Annotated in this window: 13 protein-coding genes; 2 read left to right on the top strand and 11 right to left on the bottom strand. The window is 47.2% G+C overall.

Going from position 1 to position 20,160, the window contains the following annotated elements; genetic code table 11:
* Positions 1-145: 145 nt before the first annotated feature.
* The 8 genes from D7M11_RS23915 to D7M11_RS23880 form a co-directional block, all read right to left on the bottom strand.
* A complete protein-coding gene (locus tag D7M11_RS23915; protein ID WP_120749785.1) occupies positions 146-1,627 on the bottom strand; it encodes a hypothetical protein in 1,482 nt (493 codons plus the stop codon).
* Between the two features lie 2 nt (positions 1,628-1,629).
* On the bottom strand, positions 1,630-2,964 hold the full coding sequence (locus D7M11_RS23910; RefSeq protein ID WP_120749784.1) for a hypothetical protein: 1,335 nt from the start codon (positions 2,962-2,964) through the stop codon (positions 1,630-1,632).
* Positions 2,961-6,134, bottom strand: coding sequence for a DEAD/DEAH box helicase (locus tag D7M11_RS23905; RefSeq protein WP_158606803.1), 3,174 nt, complete (start codon positions 6,132-6,134; stop codon positions 2,961-2,963). The genes D7M11_RS23910 and D7M11_RS23905 overlap by 4 nt, the downstream gene beginning before the upstream one ends.
* A gap of 144 nt (positions 6,135-6,278) precedes the next feature.
* Positions 6,279-7,058, bottom strand: a complete 780-nt coding sequence (locus D7M11_RS23900; RefSeq protein WP_240041288.1) for a serine/threonine protein kinase — start codon at positions 7,056-7,058, stop codon at positions 6,279-6,281.
* Between the two features lie 28 nt (positions 7,059-7,086).
* A complete protein-coding gene (locus tag D7M11_RS23895; protein WP_120749781.1) occupies positions 7,087-8,328 on the bottom strand; it encodes a protein kinase domain-containing protein in 1,242 nt (413 codons plus the stop codon).
* A gap of 73 nt (positions 8,329-8,401) precedes the next feature.
* Positions 8,402-9,265 carry a M48 family metalloprotease gene (locus D7M11_RS23890; RefSeq protein WP_120749780.1) on the bottom strand — a complete coding sequence of 288 codons (864 nt, stop codon included), beginning with the start codon at positions 9,263-9,265 and terminating at the stop codon, positions 8,402-8,404.
* Between the two features lie 426 nt (positions 9,266-9,691).
* Positions 9,692-10,483 carry a nucleotidyltransferase domain-containing protein gene (locus tag D7M11_RS23885; RefSeq protein ID WP_120749779.1) on the bottom strand — a complete coding sequence of 264 codons (792 nt, stop codon included), beginning with the start codon at positions 10,481-10,483 and terminating at the stop codon, positions 9,692-9,694.
* 26 nt (positions 10,484-10,509) lie between these two features.
* On the bottom strand, positions 10,510-11,625 hold the full coding sequence (locus D7M11_RS23880; RefSeq protein ID WP_120749778.1) for a slipin family protein: 1,116 nt from the start codon (positions 11,623-11,625) through the stop codon (positions 10,510-10,512).
* A gap of 632 nt (positions 11,626-12,257) precedes the next feature.
* On the opposite strand from D7M11_RS23880, the gene D7M11_RS23875 reads away from it, so the two are divergent.
* On the top strand, positions 12,258-13,568 hold the full coding sequence (locus tag D7M11_RS23875) for a helix-turn-helix transcriptional regulator (RefSeq protein WP_120749777.1): 1,311 nt from the start codon (positions 12,258-12,260) through the stop codon (positions 13,566-13,568).
* Positions 13,555-14,379: a WYL domain-containing protein gene (locus tag D7M11_RS23870; RefSeq protein ID WP_120749776.1), complete on the top strand. Its 825-nt coding sequence runs from the start codon at positions 13,555-13,557 to the stop codon at positions 14,377-14,379. Before D7M11_RS23875 ends, D7M11_RS23870 begins: the two co-directional genes overlap by 14 nt.
* Positions 14,380-14,871: 492 nt before the next feature.
* Here D7M11_RS23870 and D7M11_RS23860 read toward each other — a convergent pair whose 3' ends face one another.
* The 3 genes from D7M11_RS23860 to D7M11_RS23850 all read right to left on the bottom strand — a co-directional run bounded on the left by D7M11_RS23860 (position 14,872) and on the right by D7M11_RS23850 (position 20,132).
* A complete protein-coding gene (locus tag D7M11_RS23860) occupies positions 14,872-15,993 on the bottom strand; it encodes an S-layer homology domain-containing protein (protein WP_147433485.1) in 1,122 nt (373 codons plus the stop codon).
* 29 nt (positions 15,994-16,022) lie between these two features.
* Complete coding sequence (locus D7M11_RS23855) at positions 16,023-18,671, bottom strand: autotransporter outer membrane beta-barrel domain-containing protein (RefSeq protein WP_147433484.1); 2,649 nt, start codon at positions 18,669-18,671, stop codon at positions 16,023-16,025.
* Positions 18,672-19,007: 336 nt separating this feature from the next.
* Positions 19,008-20,132 carry a stalk domain-containing protein gene (locus tag D7M11_RS23850; protein ID WP_158606801.1) on the bottom strand — a complete coding sequence of 375 codons (1,125 nt, stop codon included), beginning with the start codon at positions 20,130-20,132 and terminating at the stop codon, positions 19,008-19,010.
* Positions 20,133-20,160: the final 28 nt, after the last annotated feature.

Genomic DNA, 20,160 nt, shown 5'->3' with positions numbered 1-20,160 from the left:
GGCTCTTCATTCTTGTCTTGTCATCTGGAAATAAACCCAAGCGCCGGGCTTCCCGAATTAGGCTTCCAATTTTTATATCGTAAGCGTCAAATAGCTCACACCACAATTTCTTTTCAGTAAAACTTACACCTCATATATTGCCGCCTCATTGATGCTTCGTATATCTTTTCTTAAAGTGCCAATTGCTTATCATAACCCAAAACATCATCGCTACCGCTCCGGCAATCAGCAAACCGAAAGAAAGCAGCAAATAAAAAGGCCCGGAATATAGTGGCGGAAAGGTGCGATTTTGAACCATCCCCACTACATTTAAAGAATCTGCAAATGTGGAGATGACAACAAAAAGCGTTGTCATTAGCATGACATAGCTTTGAAACCGGTTTTGCCGTTTTTCCACAATTGCCTCGTTATGCTGCTCTTTCATTCTTTGACGCTCTTCCCTTTTTTGTTCTCTTACATGTGCCAAGGAGGAGAGAACCTCCAGCTCTGTGTGAAGCTCTTGCATCAGATCTTCAATTCTTAATGTATGTCGAAGCTTCTCATACAAACGCGCTTGATGCGTGACATTACTTACTTGCGTAAATGATGAGCGAAGCGTGAAGAACGTCATTCTTTCCTGTAATTCAGAAATTAGTTCATAGCCTTTATTATCCAAGATTTCGTTCGTTTCGTTTGTAAGCATCACTCGCTCCAATTGGGCAGGCAGCCTTGAGGCTAATATTGAGAGCATGAGCAGCGCAAATCTCTGGTGCAAGGCAAGGATGTATAAATAAAAGTAGGTGGTATTTACGTTATTGATATACGTCTCTTTAAAAAAATGATCTGTACTCGAATCACCTGTCAAATAGGCTACATTAGCCATACCTTCCATCGATGCGCCCCAATAACTGTTCTGGAATACTGGCTCCACTTCTTGTCCCAAGAGCATACATTGCTCATGAGTAGGCTTGAACGAATCGGCAAATGACCTTCTCATATGAAATAACTTTCGTCCCAGCCATATGTCGAATTCGTTTTGATCCGTTTCTACCTGCGGAAGGAGAGCCATGCTGTAAACCAGCGCGATTAATAGTTCATCCTGCTCGAAGAACGTCTCCCAATCAAATGGCTCCACCATGCTACGAACGCTAGCCCCTAAGTTCACCGACCTTCGATTTCCCTGTTCGTCATAAGTAATCTGAAGTTGCGGAAGTGTAAATTTCTTCAAATGGAAGTTAGCTTGAATCATTTGATCCAAGGTGTATTTCGCCGGAAACTGTATGTTAAAGACTACAAACCCTACATTTGTTTCAAACAAGTAAAGCTCTACCGAGTGAATGTAAAATACATACCGCTGCTGATCCATTTGCAGCAGCAACTCAGATTCCGAGGCGCTGGGAATGCCGAATGCAAGTCTACCTGCCTCGGATAACAGCCACCTTCGGCCTATCGGCTGTGCACCGTGAGACGGCTTCTTCACCAAATTATCAATATGCCTGAGCAGCCTTTGATTCATTGGATCGCTAAACTGCCACAAGTTATCAGGAAGTACCTCCTGACATTCCTCTAAAGACCGGCGATAACCGAATGGCGCAACAAGCTTTGTTATTTGCTGACAGGGTATCGTCTCATCCAATCGTATCGACATCGCTACACCTCGTTTTGCATCTTGGAGTCATAGGATGTGGCAACTGCATGCAGCGCAAGCTGAAGCTGCTGAACCGAAAGTTCCCGAGTGGCCTGGAAATCCAGTTGGGAAATAAGTCCGTTATAAATGTCGGATCCGCGAGGCAACCTCAGCCAGAGCTCGGCAAGCTGCTTCGAAAAATATCGTAGCTCTTCGTGTCTCGTCTCCACATAGCAAACCATACCCGGGAACTCATCTTCCCTGCTTAGCCACATAAAGGGAACATGATTTTCGCTGAGAGCGACGCTCTCCAATACACTGAATATTTCCCGGTTGAGCTTCATCAGTTTTAAGTTTTCAAGGTCAACCGACATTACCGTGTTACCGAATGTCACTTTGTCGGCGTCTACCATGCCGCCAAAGCCTTTTTCTATCTTCGCTCGCAGCCTGCGAAAATCATACTCATTACCAAGTGAATGCTCGATGGCGCTCTGTATGTCTTCCGCCAATTGGATAAATGACTCAAAGCATTCATCCTCAACCACATGAATTCCTTCGATCGCTTTCATAAGTATTCCGGCATTGGATTGCGAGATAGCGACTGGCTTCCACTCATATTGAGGCCCTCTCGTTTTCGATGACCCGCTCCGGCACTGTAGGAGAACGAACGGATGGGGCAAATGCGTAAACTTCAACAATAGAGCATCGGTATACTTGATTTCTTTATCTATAATTTCTTCCACGCCTTCTACGTTCGCATGGAAAACAGATTGCTCCGAATGTTTGTATTTCGCGATGACCTCGTTTATTTGCAGCAGCGTTTCGTCGGATAAGTAGGCCTGCGCTGTCAAATGCGGAATTTTTATATTCGTCTCCTCAGAACTGGAAAGGAACTGCACTCGCTGAAGCATCTCTTTTCTAAGCAACAAACCGGTCCACGTATCTGCTTGAACTTTATGGCGAACGCGCATTCTCGTATATTTAACATTCTCTATGGCCGACTTTATACCGAGCTCCGTAATGCCGCTGTCGGTAACATGACCGTATCCCTGCAATACTTTAATAATCAGCATCGTATAGTTCAGCGGCAGCCCCAGCACATCGCATATTTGCTCCGGGTCGGTCAGTCCCGCATAGATCAAAGATAGTATGGAGTGTTCGATTGTATCGAACTCTTCACCCGCGCTTTCGAGCACCTCCAGCTCTAGCAGTGCTATCGGATAATAAAGCTTGGAACAAAGCTCCACCCTTCCTGCAGCGAAAAACTGCGGATAATTCCGATAAAAATCTTTTAAGATGAATTCAACATTCCATCTGACATTTCTTATAGCAGAAGAACCGACAGCAGCTTTACTCATTGTGCACCTCTAGACATATTTTGAAGCAACCCATGCAATTGCCGGGAAAGAACAAGCTCCGCTTTTCCTTGCTTCACAGAGTCAAGGATCAGCCTCATGAAATCGGCAAACTCTTTTTCGCTTGTACCGGACAGCGGGTCCCCATTCTCATCAGTCAGCACCTCCCCTGCACTATCCCTCATTTGATAGTTACACGTTGCAAGGAAGTCGATATCGCCTACAAAAACGAGCTGCTGCTGACATCTGGAGAGCGCCACGTTCAAACGTCGAAGCTCCTTCAAAAAGCCTATCCTCGCCGCTTCAGGCGACAGGCCATTGCTGCGTGTGCAGCTGTAAATAATAATCGGACGTTCCTGGCCCTGAAAGCTGTCCAGAGATGCCACCATATCATTTACTTCATCTTGCGAAAGCTGCGCAAGATGCTTCGATACCATTTTGCGTACATAGTTAACCTGATATTTATACGGGGTAATGACGCCAATCTCAGAAGGCAAAAAGTGTCTGCCGCCGACGATATAAGAGGGGCTGCCGGGATTTACCGTATCCGGATTGATCGTTTGGAGGGCTTCCTGCAGCAAATGGATCACCAACCGGCATTCATATGGGTTGTAATAGCCTTCGCCCTGGACCTTCACCTCATGTCTTCGTTCGTAATCTGAAGTAGAGACTAAAGCGAAGGTTTTTTTGAACAAGGAAGGTAGTGCGGATTTCATCCCGCTTTTTCCATCAAACGATATATATTTCCCCTCATAGAACCATTCCGACAATATGTCGGCAATTTCCTTCGGCATCCGGTATTGAGTGTCGAGCAACATTTTGTTCGATTCCGGAAAACGTTTATATAAATATTCGAAAAAGCTTGTACCGAGCAGCTCCGTACTAATTCCGATCTCATTACAACGGGCCTCCACCCTGCTCTCCTTCGATGGGGGAATTTGCAGATGATCGCCCAGCATGATGACTTTGGGAGAACGACTCATCGGTACGATGGCGTTATGAATTTGAATTTGACCCGCCTCGTCTATAATCGTCACATCGAATTGAATGTCCCTGAACCGCGGCTGGCTATTTATACCGATACAAGTAGCGCCTACGAGATTAACCGAATCCAGCAGCACTTGCGCTAATGCATAATTTTGCTTTTGTGCGAGATATCCGTTCCAGTTAGTGACCGCCCCTTGAATCCATTCGATTCTTTGATGAAGGTCTGCACATTGCTTCCGAACATCATCAAGCAACGCTTTGTCGTTTAATATATCTATCGAATCTATACCGGTGCCGGGCAGTTCAATCGCCGGCAAAAAACTATCGAACCGGGGCGTTTGCTGCAGCATAAGAGCCCACTTCTCGCAATGACTATGAAGCTCGAGCAAACTCTCCTTAGCCGATACAAATACCGGTTCAGCCAACTGCTCCTGCATGGTTTTGTACAAACGGTTATAGGAGTCCGCCAGTTGAGCTTCCTGCGCAGCAAGAGTTTGATACTGTTCATAAGAGCTTTTAAACCTTCTTAAGTTCAATTGATGCATTGGGTAGCGGAGCAATTTCATCAACTTGTTGGACTTCTGATAGCTAGCAATATCCTGCAAGCGCTGCTCTATTTTCAGCTTAAACCGCTCAGCATGATGAACAACCGTTTGATATTGTTCGTATGCGCTTTTCAATGGCCTTATGGTATGCTCCGTAATCGAGGCGTATGCAGCATGTACTTGCCTATTCATAGCCTCATACTGAAGCCAGCTCTGCTGACCTCTATCAACCAATTCTTCGTATTCCCTTACCTTATCTTTATCGCTGTACAAAAACTGCAGATGCTTCTGTGTCGCTTTCGTAATATTTTGCTGCAATTGTATCGATTTGCGCTCGAACATGAACGGGTGAATATTGGTTTGAACCTTTTCCTCGCTGCCGACGCGGATCGTCTCAATGTGCTTCTCTTTCGCCAGCCTCTCTAATACGTTATCGACCGCTTTATTGTTTTGGGACGAGATAAGTACTCTCTTCCCTTCCTTTACAAAATGTTTGACCCATTCCAGGATAACCGTCGTTTTTCCTGTTCCCGGAGGTCCTAACACCAACAAAGCTTCCTTCGCTTCAATACCTTTGACAATAGCCTGAATTTGGCTTGGATTCGGCGGGTACTTCCGTTCTCGCAAGTTTTGAACAAGACTGGATACATCGGTAGGCTCAAAAGACAGCACGGACTTATCGCGCAGCATGTAGTCAAAATATTGGGCGCGGCTTGTTCCGCTCCGTATATCGTCAATAACAGCGTCCCTTACCTGCTTCTGCACAGGATTGTATTCGAGCCCTATATCTCCCGCGGAAGGAAGATCGTGAATATCGAATTTATCGTCGAACAAAATGGTCATTCGGCCTGGTTTGGCCTCATCCTGTATGTTGACAATAGTTCCCGCAAAGCCGTCCTCCAGAAGCGAATTAACTTTCACGCGGCTGCCTTTTTTATATTGGTTTTTATCAAAATCAGATACGTCAAACGTATAGGCTAGCTTCTCTACCCGCGTATGATCGGAATTGGCTGTAAATCGGAAGTAACCGAGCCTGGAGCCGGACAGCGAATCAGATTGCTGAATTTCATCTTCAGCCTCATTATAAAATTGCGCGATTTCGAGCAATTCCTCAATTTTTTCGACACCGTCATCCTCGTCGTCAACGGCTTCAACAGTATCGTACTCCTGGTTCTGGCCCCGTTTCTCTCCGGCATCTTCTGACAATAATAGATTAAGCTTTGGCAGCATGTGAGCGAAGCCAATGCGTGCACGATCGCGATCCTGAATAGTAGCGTAAGTGAATATGAGATTGTCCTTCCAAACGATCGCTCCTCGTTCGGATTTTAACTTTACGCCATTTTTGATGAACATATTTTGGGCTCGAACCGTTTTCGGAGAGAGATGCTTGATCGCAAAACAATCCTCGTTAATAACACAGTTTAATACGACTTTATCAAGCAAAATTTGGATGCTTGTTCCTTTTTTGTTTTTCATCATCAAAAACAGTCGGTTGTTCTGCAAATTCCAAATAAAATCTTCCCATAAGATTCCGCTTGAGGAAAAGCTGTTGACGAAATTCGTCGTGCATGCAAACGGAATCAAAGAATCGTATTCGATCGTTTCATCTTCTTGAAACAAATATATTTGCTTTTCTATCACTCGGTAGCATCTCCTCAACGGAAGGTAACGGTTGATGCACAATCGGGAGGGACTCTGGAAGTGCATTTCCTTGTCCATCCGTAAGCAGCTTTCCCAAATGGTCGTTATCTATCTCTTCAATTGAAGTATTGCGTGCCGCCATCTTTATCTCATCCCCCGCTTCGCCTGAATTAACGCCTGCTTCAGCTGCCATATGTCCTTGTAACGCTGTTTAGGATTTAACTTTAAGCAGTTCATAATCACATCATTTAGTTCCGGCGTAAGCTCCGGCCTTTTTTCGATTGGCGGGGTAAAAAACTTCCATTCGTCAAGCCCTCTCCGGAAAGAGTAATCTTCTCCCCTAACCGGAGGCCTCCCGGTGACAAATTCGTAAAGGATAACCCCTAAGGAGAATATATCGATCGCATTTAATCCGATATGCCGCATCCCTTCCGTCTGCTCGGGGGCTCGATAATAATCGGTCCCTTCGCCCTTAAACGGTACTGAAGTAGATATGTTGAAATCGATAATATATACTTGATTATTCCTCATCAACAAATTTTCCGGCTTCAAATCCCTATGCTGAAGCCGCTTCTTATGAAGCTGCTGCAGCACATCGCATACCTGGATCATGATATCCACGCATGCGCTCAGCGGTGGAGACGATTCTATATGCTTTCGAAGCGTCACTCCACCTTCGATATATTGCATAAATAAGTAAAACCATTCATTCGCTCTGTCATAATAAGTGTTATATAGTGCCGGAACTTGCGTAGTAACGTTCGACAGCGTATGTATTACAACCGCTTCCGCCTGCGCTCGGACCAAGTCCTTTGCATAGACGCGGACCTTTTTTATGCCGACTGTTCTTTTATCCGTGTCGTCGAACGCTTCATAGAACCAGCTTTGCGTTTCCTCGTTACTGTATATAACTCTTTTTAGCATGTAGTTATAACTTTTACTGAACGATAAATCATGCATGCCGCGCTGCCTCCTGCCCGATCATCCGTTTCACCTCTTGAATACTCGGCCTTTCTCCCGCAACATCGGACAGCATATCGTGGACCATTTCGATGAAAGGCTCGCTTATCTTCAACTTCTTCAACTGATCAGGATTCAGTTCGCCGTTGACCGGGAGCCCGAAGACAAATATAATAATGACCGCCAGCGAATAGATGTCTACGCTAGGCCATAAGGTAACGGTACTTCCCCGCGATAATTCGGGAGCTGTATAGGGATCGGTTCTTGCCTCTACCTTATAGCGAACGGTAGCTTGCTGAGGATTGTCCAGCTTTGCGTACTCGAAGTTGCATATTTGAGGACTCCTGTTTCTTCCGACAAAGATACTGGATGGCCGCAAATAACGATGGACTATCGGTATGCTGTTCGTATGCAGTTCCTCCACGCCATTAACAATTCCGGAAAGCATCTGCAATCGTTCCGGGACAGACAGCTTTTCTAAAGCGAAACGTTCCAAACTTTCGGCATCACGGCTGATTTCAAAACACGTAAACAGCAAGTCGTTTTGCTTCTGTACGTCGATTCGGTTGTACTTTACAAGGTTTTTTGCGCCCACTCCGCCTTGAGAAAGCTTCTCTAACGTAAACATATCTCTCAAAACGAATGTTCTATCCTTCTCAATTTGTTCCCTTTCATACTGGCGAACTATGTAATAAAGTTCGTTTCCCGTCTCTTCATTAACGATCTTACAGTGCAGCTTCAGCGTGCAGGCCTCGTCCCTTTCAACCGGCAAGTTCGTTATCGGAATCATACTGTCGATAGGAATGAATCTCTCGTCAAACGCGGCAATACTAGGGTACTTGCTCTGATAATACTGCCGTATCAGCTCATGCATCGCCTTAATTTGGGAAATGGATTGCTTTGTGGAAGCAAATTCCCCAGCATGCGCGGATCCGTTGCCGTGCTTTCTAATTTCGTCCATATCCTTTTTCTGGTCACGCGTAAATATGTTCAGGTCGTATACGGTTTTTTTGATCATGATATGCAGCGAAGGATAGTCAGATTTATACGGATTTTCCTCCGCAGTAAACTGTATGTTATTTAATTTGCAAACTCGTTGCAAAAAAAACTCCAATACTTTTCTCGTCTCCACCAAAGAGTTATTAGGATATGTTTTGGCGAACTGTTCGGCATAGCAGCATTTCATATATAGCTCTTGATTTTCGCGAATTAAAAACTCGAAATTTTTGGACATGTGCTCCCTCCACTAAATGGCTAAAAAGAGGCCTTGAAGTCTGCCTCTTTATTTCCTGTTTATAAGAACTAAATCATATTTTGGCGTAGTAGTCGGCTCCAAGATCCTGCAGCCTACCGATACGGTCGTGCGTCTCGGGATGAGAGGAATGCAGTGCTCTCCACAGTCCGGCCTTCGACGGCTCACAGCGACTCAATGTATCAAGAGCCGACGCCAAAGGTTTGCCGTATCCGATTTCTAAAGCGAATTTATCGGCTTCAAATTCATTGTTGCGACTCGACTTCAATACGAGAAGAATGCCGATCTTGGTCCATGCCCACATCATTCCGGCTAACATGGCATCGAATAAAAAGGCAATCCAGACTCTTCTGCTTGCCATAGTTATTGCGATCATGGAGATAAACCGGACGAAGATAAATATACAAGTAACGATAAGGTTGCCAACCGAAATGACAAGCAGCATGTCCGTATCTTTATTGGACAAATGGGCAAACTCGTGAGCTAAAATGGCCTCAATCTCGTCGTCAGGCAAAGCAAGAAGTCCTTGCGTTACACACACCGTTTTCCTCCCGGTGGCAAATGCATTAGGAACTTGATCGTAGTTTATAAATATACGGATATTGTCCTGCAGACTCGGGTCCTTTGCCTTAGCCTTCCCATATACTTTATTGAATAGAGGCTCGATGCGGTCACGAAATTCTTTACGCGTGAGGGGCTTCGAACCCGTCTGCATGCGAAGAATATACTCACCTATCGGAGAAAGGGCTACAGCCAGAGAGCCGGCATAAATAAGAATTACGATAAGGAAGCTTCTAAGATCGGACGCGCCGAACAAAAAGAACAGCATACCTACATTCAATAGTAAATAAACGATCACCCCCCAATTATTCTTTCTGAACAATCTTCCAAAAAAGTCGACGAAATACAACAGCTTCATCTCCTATACTAATATGTTATTTTGAGTTTCGACATTTTCGAACATAGTCCTTTAATTTTTCCCACATTTTACAACCAATTTGATATATTTGACCTATATGATGAAGTACAACTTTGGATCTAATACCCCGACGTAGGATGCACGCTCATCATCTTAGCCGCCTCGTCCTCGATAGAATTCGAGGTGCATTCCCTGACTATCCTAGAACGTAGTACCTACTTTTCTACTATTATAGTACTAGTTGACCGGAAAGAATATACAATGTATGACAGTTTTCTATGTTTCATACCATTTTTCGCATTGGTGCTCGAACATTTAAACAAGCTGATCCCGGTAGAGTGCCGGAACCAGCTTTCTAAATAGTTTTTTTGAGCAATTCGTGAAGGTGTTGTGTTTGGAGGGTTTATTAAAGAAAATAACCATCGTTCAAACCACCTCCCCCCATACTTCCCTGAGCACCGACCGGAACAAATCATCCAACTGCTGATCCTGGCCCCCGCCAAATGTTTGCATCCCCGCCGCAACTCGCTCATAATGTTCAATTCTTGCTTCCAAAAACTCGTTGATCGGATTGATCCTCGGTTCGTAATCCATTTCATCGCCCGACTTTTTGCGGACAAGCAATCCGTCGATAACCGCTTGAAGCTCGCTTCCCCTTGGCACAACAGCATCAACTAGCCGATCGAATTCAATCGGCGGCATGGTTTGGTGCTTCTCGATCCACTCACAGGCCAAAATCGGGCGTAGCACATAAAAGTACTTTTTGATTTTCACCTGATCCCCTTGCAGGTACTCCCGGTAGTTCCCCTTTGCCATGTGCAAATAGTGGTATACACATGACTTTGGGGAGAACGTAAGTGGAGAAATACGGCGGATTTGCTCCGCTATGGCATGATTCTCCATATAAACGATCGGAGACTGAAGCCACTCGAGCAGCGGCGGATTGGATTTGCGGAACAAGTTCAAAGCCTTTCGCAGGTCCCAACCATTTATGTCCAGCATGCCGCTGATCGGCCGCTCGATCACATCCCGCTTTTCGAAGATCGATAAGTACCAATCTACCGGTCTAACATAGAGAAATCTGACGTCGTAGTCGCTATCTTGGGATGGGAACCCCCAGGCGCGGCTGCCCGATTCGCAAGCATACAGGATTCGGACGTTTTCTTCCCGTTCGATGCGTTCAAGCTCAGTCAAGATTTGTTGATGGTAACTACTCATATGACCCCCTCCTATGGAGACAGTTGTTATTTGCTTGCTGCCTTGTTCTCACCAATGAGAGCACTCAATCGTTCCAACAGATCTCCACCGCCCGTTAAAGAGATGGATCCTATTTTCTCGCATATTTTCTCAAGGAATTCCAGCTCTTTCAGGCGGAACAACGTTTGGTTTTCGTCCATCAGCTTCGCGGTATTCAGCAAGCTTCGGGTCGATGCCGTTTCTTCCCGTCGCGTAATTAGATTCGCCTGGGCCTTCTTCTCCGCAAGCAGAACGGTATTCAAGATCTCTTTCATCTCCCCCGGCAAAATGACATCTTTAACCCCCGCACCCAGGAACTGCACGCCGAACTCTTCACCCTTCTCACGTAAACGGGACAGGATGAACGACGCTATGTCCTCTTTCCGTTTCAACAGATCGTCCAATTTCAAAGTTCCGACATATTCCCGCAGCATGAGCTGAAGCTGGATATGAATTTGCTCGTCGAACGATTTCATTTCCAAGGCGCGTAATGGCTTTACGATCTTGTATTGGCAAACGAAGTTCAACCGCAGCGTTACTTTATCCTCCGTCATGATTTCTTGGCCGATGAGATCCATTTGTTGTTGTCTTAAATCAATCATCTTTACCATAACCGAAACGGGCCCTTTCCAGAAGTAGTACTTTCCGGGAGAAAGCTCTCGCTGCAGAACGTGATCATAAAATAAAAAGCCGGTTTCATAATTCGCGATTTCGTAAGACTGCACAGTGGCCGCAAGCTTCGGTATAATCGAACGGTTCACCTCGGCAGGCAATTCAGGCTGTCTGATATCTGTATGCAAAAAGGTATGTTTTTTAAGTATGTTCCAGAAGGCGTAGACACCGGGCTTAAGCAGCTGTACAAATTGCCCGTCCTCGTAATGCAGGGCATATTCGTGGTCTTGCACTCTTACGATATCCAGCTCTCGTACGAGGTCTTCGTCATGAAGGAACAGCTGCAAGTCTTTGCCCTCTACAACGAACGGTTTCGTGATATTCAATACCACAGCTGTGGTTTGCGACCACGATACGTAGCGATAGGTCCCCGGAATGAGCTTTTTCACATAGTTTCCTTTATGGAATAGCAAACCGCGCTGGTCAGTTTGAATGGTTACTTGTTTAAACATATTAATTTTCCCCCTTCATTGTTCGGCCATTGGATGTAGAATCCCGCTGCGATACAGGCGGAATCTCGTTTCAGATAAGCGAGCTGCCAAGGACTTTCAAGGACATTCGAATCAGGAGGCTGACCCTACATCTGTCATCCTTCGTCCTCTTCCATCCTAGAAAGTCTCCCGGAATTTCGCCCCATCGGTATCCACGGATTGCAAAGCCTTTCCTGCAGTGCGCTTGAGCTAGCCGCTTGGGATTCTATCCTTTGGTCTTGGTATAATTTTTCGCTCGATTGAAAGTCGAGTGCTCTACCAGAATCGCTCCCTAGGCGATTGGGGAATCGAACCCCAAATAGAGAGTCCTTACCGATCCGGCTCGTACAGGATACCGTAGCATACCATGCCCAGTACTGCGGGATAAATCGATATCCCCGCCTCGTTACGACCGTCCGAATAAGAACCATGTATGATCAAACGCTTAGCGTTTACCACCTAACCTCATGCGTCTTACAGGTTCTATAATCGCTCATTTCGACCGAAACGAACATGGCGAAAGTATTACGACTGGGCATAAAGGATTCCATTTCATCCAATTCCCTCCCCTGTTACAATGGAAGAAGACGTTTTTTTCTGAACGGGGGATACCTTTGGCTAAGGAGAGCTTCGATAAAGAAATTCAATTTCTGCGTATGCTGGTGCTTACCAGCGGGGCGTTCAGCAGACAACAGTTCGCAGAGCGGCTCGGCATTTCCGTCCACACCTTCGATAAAACGATCCGGCGGCTCAAAGAGGTCGTTAGTTCCGTGCATCAGCATTTGCCGCAGGAACAGAGCAAGGAATTTTCCGAAACGATTCGGTTCAGCTATTATGACTCCACCGATCCTCTGCTCTTGTTCCTGTTTCGCGCCAAATCCGTCAAGGAATCCGAAGGCCATCGAATCTCGCTGCTTTTAGCCGCGATGAACGAGCAGGCTTTGACAGCGATGGAGCTCCTGGATAGGATCAGCAGCAGTATGCCTGCCGACCTGCCCCCGCCTGACGAAAAAACGATCCGCTCGGATCTCAAATACCTGGAAGAGGTCGGAGTGATCCGGAGGGAGACCGGGCCTCGCCCCTTCCGTTATCGCATTCAAGACGACTTGATCCGTTGCTTGTCGGACGAAGAGCTTCTCGATTTGTACGATTTTGTAGATCTGATGGCGAACACGCAGGTCCCTTCCGTTCAAGGTTATCTGCTGCGCGATGGACTGAAGAAACATCTTTTGCGCAACGGGGCCCGGCCGTATGCCGTAGAGCCGTTTTTATATAAATACCACTACTACTCACGGATTCTGGATGAGGCCCATCTGTTCACGCTCCTCCATGCCATCCGCCACCGCCGCAAAGTCCGTTTCCTGTACTTCTCGCCGAAGTCCGAAAAAAGCTACGCCTCCAAAAACACCAATCCCCTGTTTGAAAGGGATACGGAGGGCAAAGCGGAAAAGACGCTGCCGCTGAACATTGTCTATGATCATCAATATGGAAGATGGTATCTGCTTTCCCACGGCCGAGAAGGCTTACGGAAATACCGCATGGAAGGAATCACGCAGATTGAAGAGGACGAGTCCGTTGACGAGGCTTGGTATGAGGAGAAGAAAAGCGAGCTTGCCGAGAAAATACGCTACAGCTGGCTGATTGATACGGGCCGGCCCGTGACGGTGCGTGCCCGATTTTATAATCCGGAAGGTTCTGAACCGAACTTCATTAAGGAACGGGTACTTCTGCAGGGGCAGTGGGGACAGATTGTGTTTGAAGATGAGCATTCCTTTATTTACGAGATAACCGTCAACGGGACTACCGAGATCAAGCCATGGCTGCGCAGCTTCGGTTCCAGCTGTGAGATTCTGGAGCCCGCTTCGTTGCGCCGGGAAATGATTGCCGAATGGAAGGAGATTCAGTCTTACTATGAATCTGTTTGAGAAAATATTCAATCACCAGATCATCTCCCGGTTGGAGGATTCCGGTACCTTCATGGTCACTTCACACGAGCGGGCATGGCTGAAGACCATGCTGGAACATCCTGCGGCGACCGATGCCTTCACTGCGGATACCTTGGACAAGCTGCGGTTTGCTCTAGAGTCGGATCAGGTTATGGATATATCCCACCATTTGGTCGAAAAAGCCCGTACGATGGAAAAGCAGGTCTACCACCCGCTCCTAAGGCCATTGCGCCGTCACATCATGAATAAGGCGGGCATCCGTATAACGTACGAGATCAAGGACGGGCGTGTAAACGCAGAGCATTCAGGCTTTCCTTACAAACTGGAATACTCCATGGTAAAAAGAGAATGGTATTTGCTCTGGTATCACATCCGGCATCACGCTTTCATGAGCACTAGGCTGAAGAAGATCCTTTCTGTCACGCCTGAACCTATCGAGCCGTCAGCAGCGGAAACCATGATAAAAAAGATCGAAAAAACGCTCGAGTCGCGTAAAAGTGAAGCGGTCATCGAAATTATCCGGGTATATAACACGGAGTTGTCTCGCATCCTGTACGCTTTCTCCAGCTTCGAAAAAAATGTGGAGTACGATACGGAGAACGATACCTATCGAGTCAGGGTTTCTCTGCTTGGGGATGAAATGGAGTATTTACTTTCTAAGATCCGTTTTCTCGGGAAGCGGGTTCGGGTGGTAAAAGGAGATTATTTGAAAAAGCGCATGTTGGAATCATCGACGAAGGCTTTAGAACGCTATGGAGTTATAGCGGCTGATGAGGAGTTATCTTCGTAATTTTGCTTTTGGAGGAGAAGAAGTTTTTATCCTCGATAACAATCGATACTTCTATAAAGGGGAGCCCCTGCCTTAAGTCTTTGTCCATCGGGGCCCTACCCCTGCCCATTTCTCCCGAAGCTCCAGCTTTTCGCGAGATGTATGAAAGAAGCCATATTCCCGATAAGGCTGAGCGCGATGCAATTCGTAATACCGCTTCATGGCAGCAGAGGAATCGTCAAAACGATCAATGACAGCCACCTCGTCAACGAGACAGTACCCACCCTCCGAGCGAGACTTTAACATCTCGTAAACAACCCATTCATTAGGGAACCGTTCTCGAACCTCTTCCCATCGCATCCTTGCCACCCCCAAATTCAGCTACCTTCATTATAACAAAAAGCCTATGCAGAAAATGCATGGTTAGGCGTAACAATCGAATGACCGTCCGGGAGTGAAAATCATTGAGGGAACCACCTAAGCGGCTCCCTCAAGGACAACGGAATCGTTCGTTTACTTATCGCTCGCCTTTTGCTCGGAAACATGATCAATGGAAGCTTCTTGAATTTGTCCAAACGCCCAGTGATCATTCGGAACATCCGACCATCTGGCCGCCATAGTGGTTAACGGCCCTCGATCCAGCAGCTTATTGATCATCACAACCGCCTCAGCTCGATTCAATGTCTGCTCAGGACGGAACATACCGTCCGCATAACCGCTGATGATCCCAGTTGCTTTCAATTGCTCAATGGCGGCTTGTGCCCAATGCCCTTTTACATCCGGGAAGCTTTCGCCGCTGCTTGGGGTGTTGCTTAACAATCGGGATAGGATCACCGCAATTTCAGCGCGGGTAATCATCTTCTCCGCTTTGAAACTTCCATCCTCATAACCTTCCATCAAACCCACTCTTGTTACTTGCTCGATGGCCTCACGGGCCCAGTGGGTCGAAGCGACATCCGTGTAAGTGAACTGGGCTTTGTTGGCTGCTCTCTCGAATACTCTGGACAGTACGGTTGCCATTTCAGCACGGGTAATGCTTCTTTCCGGACCGAATGTACCGTCGGGATAACCGGAAATATACGCCTTGTGCTGTTTCTCTTCCTCCGGCTTCACTTCCTCTGGCTTCACGACTTCCTTTTCCACCTTGACTTCGCTCGGTTCACTTGGCTGATAACTGCCGCCTCCTCCTTCGGAAGAAGACGACTCCGTCACTTTTAATTCGATGGAGGCGGTAATGGCCGTCGCCGTCTCATTACCTGCTGCATCCCTCAGCTTCATGTATACCGTTTTGGTGCCGTTACCTGCGGATAATGTCCATGTTTTCGTTGCAGCAACCGGCTCCCATTCGCTCCAGTTCACCTCGTCGTTGGAGAACGACATCTGGACATTGCCTGTTCCCGGCACCGACGGAGGTAGCTGAGCCGCCAGCTTCATGGAGGCAGCCAGTTTGAGCAGGATCGAGTCGTTATTGGACGCTAACAATAGCGGCTGCTTTTTTGCCTTTGTTAAAATAAGAGGTCCTGTCCCGTCGGGATCCTCGCCGGTCACCGTCAGGGTAACCGATACCGAATCGGTCGTCGCCGCTCCGCCGTTAATACTCAATGTTCCTATAGGAGTTGTTTTGTCGAAATTCACGCTGCTGCCACTGCTATCCGTTGTCGTATTCACTGTTTTACTTGTACCGCCGGAAGCACTTGCAGTGAAGTAAATCCGCACAACTCCTTCGCTGTCGCCAGCCGTGAACGTACGCGCTGCGCTGTACACGTTGCCGCTAACGCTCGTGGCGGGTATTGCGTGCCGAAATCGCCGATATATACGTTCGGAAGTACGCTAAGCTCCCTATTCGACGTAAACGTCACGGTTACGGTATCGCCTACTTTGGCAACTCCGGCCGTCGGGTTGCTGCTCGTTATGCTGTTCAACGTCACAGCCAGAGGCGCTGCCTCCTGTAATTCGATGGAGGCGGTAATAGCCGTTGCCGTCTCATTGCCTGCTGCATCCTTTAGCTTCATGTACACCGTTTTGGTGCCGTTGCCTGCTGGTAATATCCACGTTTTCGTTGCTGCAATCGGCTCCCACGCGCTCCAGCTCACCTCGTCGTTGGAGAACGACATCCGGACATTGCCTGTTCCCGGAACCGACGGCGGCAGTTGGGCTGCCAGCTTCATGGAAGCAGCCAGTTCCCGCAGGATCGAGTCGCTATTGGACGCCAGCAATAGCGGCTGCTTTTCCGCCTTTGTCAAAATAAGAGCCCCTTTCCCGTCGGGATCTTCGCCGGTCACCGACAGAGTGACCGATACCGAATCGGTCGCCGCCGCTCCGCCATTAATGCTCAATGTTCCCGTAGGAGCCGTTTTGTCGAAATTCACACTGTTACCACTGTTATCCGTGGTCGTATCCACTGTTTTACTGGTACCGCCCGAAGCACTTGCAGTGAAGTAAATCCGCACAATTCCTTCGCTGTCACTAGCCGTGAACGTACGCGCTGCGCTGTACACATTGCCGCTAACGCTCGTGGCAGGTATGGCAGTGCCAAAATCACCGATATATACGTTCGGAAGTGCGCTAAGCTCCCTATTCGACGTAAACGTCACGGTTACGGTGTCGCCTGCTTTGGCAACTCCGGCCGTCGGATTGCTGCTCGATATGCTGTTCAATGTCACAGATAGAGGAAGCGCGCCCTTGGTTAAGGTTACCGTGACGGCATGTGCTACGTCTTTGGTCGATTCGATTCCGTTATCGGTGGAGGTGATGACGAACTTATAGGTACCGGCGATTAAATCGCCTACGTTTGCCGCCGCCACCGATCCGTCCGTTGCGCTCGTTCCAAGAGAGAGGGCCGGCCCTAACTCACCGGCATCAACTATGCCATTGGAATTGGTATCGGTCCATAAATAAGCGGTTACCGGCAAACCTGCTCCTACTGCATTCGCAGCGCTTTGAAGCTGATCCTGCGTTCCCGTGTAATGATCTACAACGGTAAATTTAGAAGCGTCGACATCGGATTGGAGCGTTAACGAAAAGCTGCCATTATCGACCCAGTCACCGGCTACAGGAGTAAAGTTTACATAAATGAAAACGGTATAATCGCCTCCGGCGAGTGGAACTCCTGCGCTGTCCAGAGTATCGGTAGAAGCCCCTGTCCAGCTCCAATTCACCTGATTTTCGTCCCCGTAAGGGATAGGAGTTTTATTGAAAGGCCTATTGCTAACAAGATTAGGGGTTCGCGCCAAGGCAGATGGCAGCACATAAATATCAAACGTATAAGTCTGTCTATCCGGATCGTTGGTATAGTAATAGGCCGTCCATGAAACGGAAATATCTCTACCGTCTATACCCGCAAACGTCTGATCATTGTCTGTTGCATTACCGGCGGCGGCCGTCCCATAAGCTGCAAAGCCCAATTGAAGTTCTGTTTGATCCGCTGCAATTTCCAGGTTGGTTAAAGGAATTTGGTACTCGTATACTTTATGCTGGTAGACTACCTTGTCTGTATACGTAAAAAAGGGTTGGCCCCAGGTCGTTTCAGGGACGGACACCTTAAATTCCTTGACGCCGGAGTTCGTTTTCGCATAAACCTTCGTATAATCCGCGTCCCCGTCAAATGTATTGTCAGGTGTAAAATCAATGGCGACATACAAATTTTCATCGTCATTCCATACCCATCCATAAGTCATACCATCCGGATGACCGGAATCCGGTACCGTATACTGCTGAAAGAAAGGCGCTTGCTTGGAGATCTCATCCAATTGCCCATCCATGACGAGTTTTCCCCGAGAAGAGTTAATAGAGTAGGTATAATACTCGGAGCCGAGATCAAAGTCCTTATATAAATTGCTGGTCGGATAATGAAAAGGAATGGCGCTAATGACTTCCGGTTCAACGCGTGCAGCTACTTTCAATACATGGCTGGGATTCCCGCTAGCAAACTTCAAGATCATGCCGGATGCTTCGACATTGATCAAATCTTGGTCTGCGGTAGCCAGCTTGCGAACAGATGCAGCTGTATCCTCGTTTACCTCGATTGGAGACTGAGTTCCAAGCAAAACGGAATCAAGATGGGATTTCCCGCCTCCTTGCTGCAGCAACCTGATTAATGCGGACTCGTCTGCCTGGATGCTGCTGAGTTGAAACGATTGTTCAGATACAAACCGACCATAAGGCAGTGAGCCTTGCTCGATCCATACTCCGTCTACTAACACCGAAACTGCCAATTCTCCGTAATCTGCATGACGATCAGCCTGTGCCGTTCTGCTCCAAAAAGGAAGTATGCATAGTAAGGCCGTAACCAGCAGCAACAAGCTTTTTTTCATATGGATATGGAGCATATGTTCCTCCCATAACCCTTATGGATGTCGTGTTTCTGATAACTTGGATGTTCCATGACTCCTTGTCCTCCTCGAATTAAAATGTCTCCGCAACTCCGCTGAATTGCAGCACTTGACAGTATAACAGAGCGCAATGAAAGGACTCTGAAAGAAAACAGCCCTATAGTGAAACGCCCTATTAAGCTGGTACTGGGTAACGCAAAAAGGAGCCTGCCACCGTATTCCAGTGGCAAAGCTCCTTGTTTTGAATTTGCAATATGAAGGCGCTCCACTTTCCTGTGGTTAGGGAGGCTCCTTTTTAATGGATAGTCATCGATAGTCTTACGGAAAAGAAACTTTGATCGCAACCCGCTTAGTTGTGCCAACGACGGCACTGAAATCGGAAGTGACGATGGATTGGGCATATTGATTCGTGGCGAACTTCGAGACTAACATCGGAATTGGTTTCATCCCGTCCGGCACCCATCTGGCGGATATCTCGTACTTGGCAATCGGCACCGATTGGAGACCTGGTCCATCTGGAGAGAAGGTACTGATCTCCTTAATCACTTTTCCTTCGCTGCCGTCAATTAAGGGCGAGACAGGGGTTAAAGTCAATTCAACCTGATCCAGGGAAAACTCGGGCCATTTTTCTTCATCCGGATAATTATATTGGATAATAACCATACCGTTAATATCATCCCAGACAAAATCCCTAACGGCTCCCTTATTCCCCCCAAACGGCCGATCTGTAACGGAAGTCAAATTAAACTTTTGTACGGCTCCCTCGAACTTGCGCTCATAATAACTGATCATATTCCATGTGGTATTGATTTGTGGCAGATCAATCCGATAGTACCCGTCCTCATCGGTAAACGCCTCTTGGTAGCTATCGCGGGCTAATTGATTATCCGCAATGATATCGACGCCTTCGAGAGGCTTGCCTTGTCTATCCGTTACGCGACCCTTCACTACAAAAGGCTCAACTGAAAGTTCCTTAGGCGGCGTATTGGCGTTTGAATTAGCATGATCGGTACCGGTTGTAAGCACAGATGCGATACTGCGACTAGCGTCGTAATCGACCTTGGCGCCAAGCGACTCGGATACGAATCGAAGCGGAACGAACGTCTTTCCTTCAATAAGCATCGGAGGAACATCAAGCGTCTTTATGTTGGTATTCACCTCAGTGGATACGTCACCGATCGTGAGCTTAACGATAGTGGAGCCTTTCGTAGCTGTAACGGATTGGGTTTCCTGATCCCATTTGACATCTGACTGCAGTTTTTCGAAAATGGCCCTCATCGGCACCATCGTTCTGCCGTCTACCAAGAGGCCAACGACATCAAGCTTACTCCCATCGATTTCAATGCCGATTTCCTTATAACCGTTATTCGCCAGTGCATGAATACTTATTACTCCGGATATCAAGACCACGACTAATAAAGTCAGTACCTTTTTCAAAATCATTTTCATCCCCCTTATCCTGCGGGTCCTA

The organism is Paenibacillus ginsengarvi, assembly GCF_003626695.1.
GTDB classification, from domain to species: Bacteria; Bacillota; Bacilli; order Paenibacillales; family NBRC-103111; genus Paenibacillus_AB; species Paenibacillus_AB ginsengarvi.
Note: the sequence above shows the minus strand (reverse complement) of the source record. Positions and strands in the feature narration are given on the sequence as shown.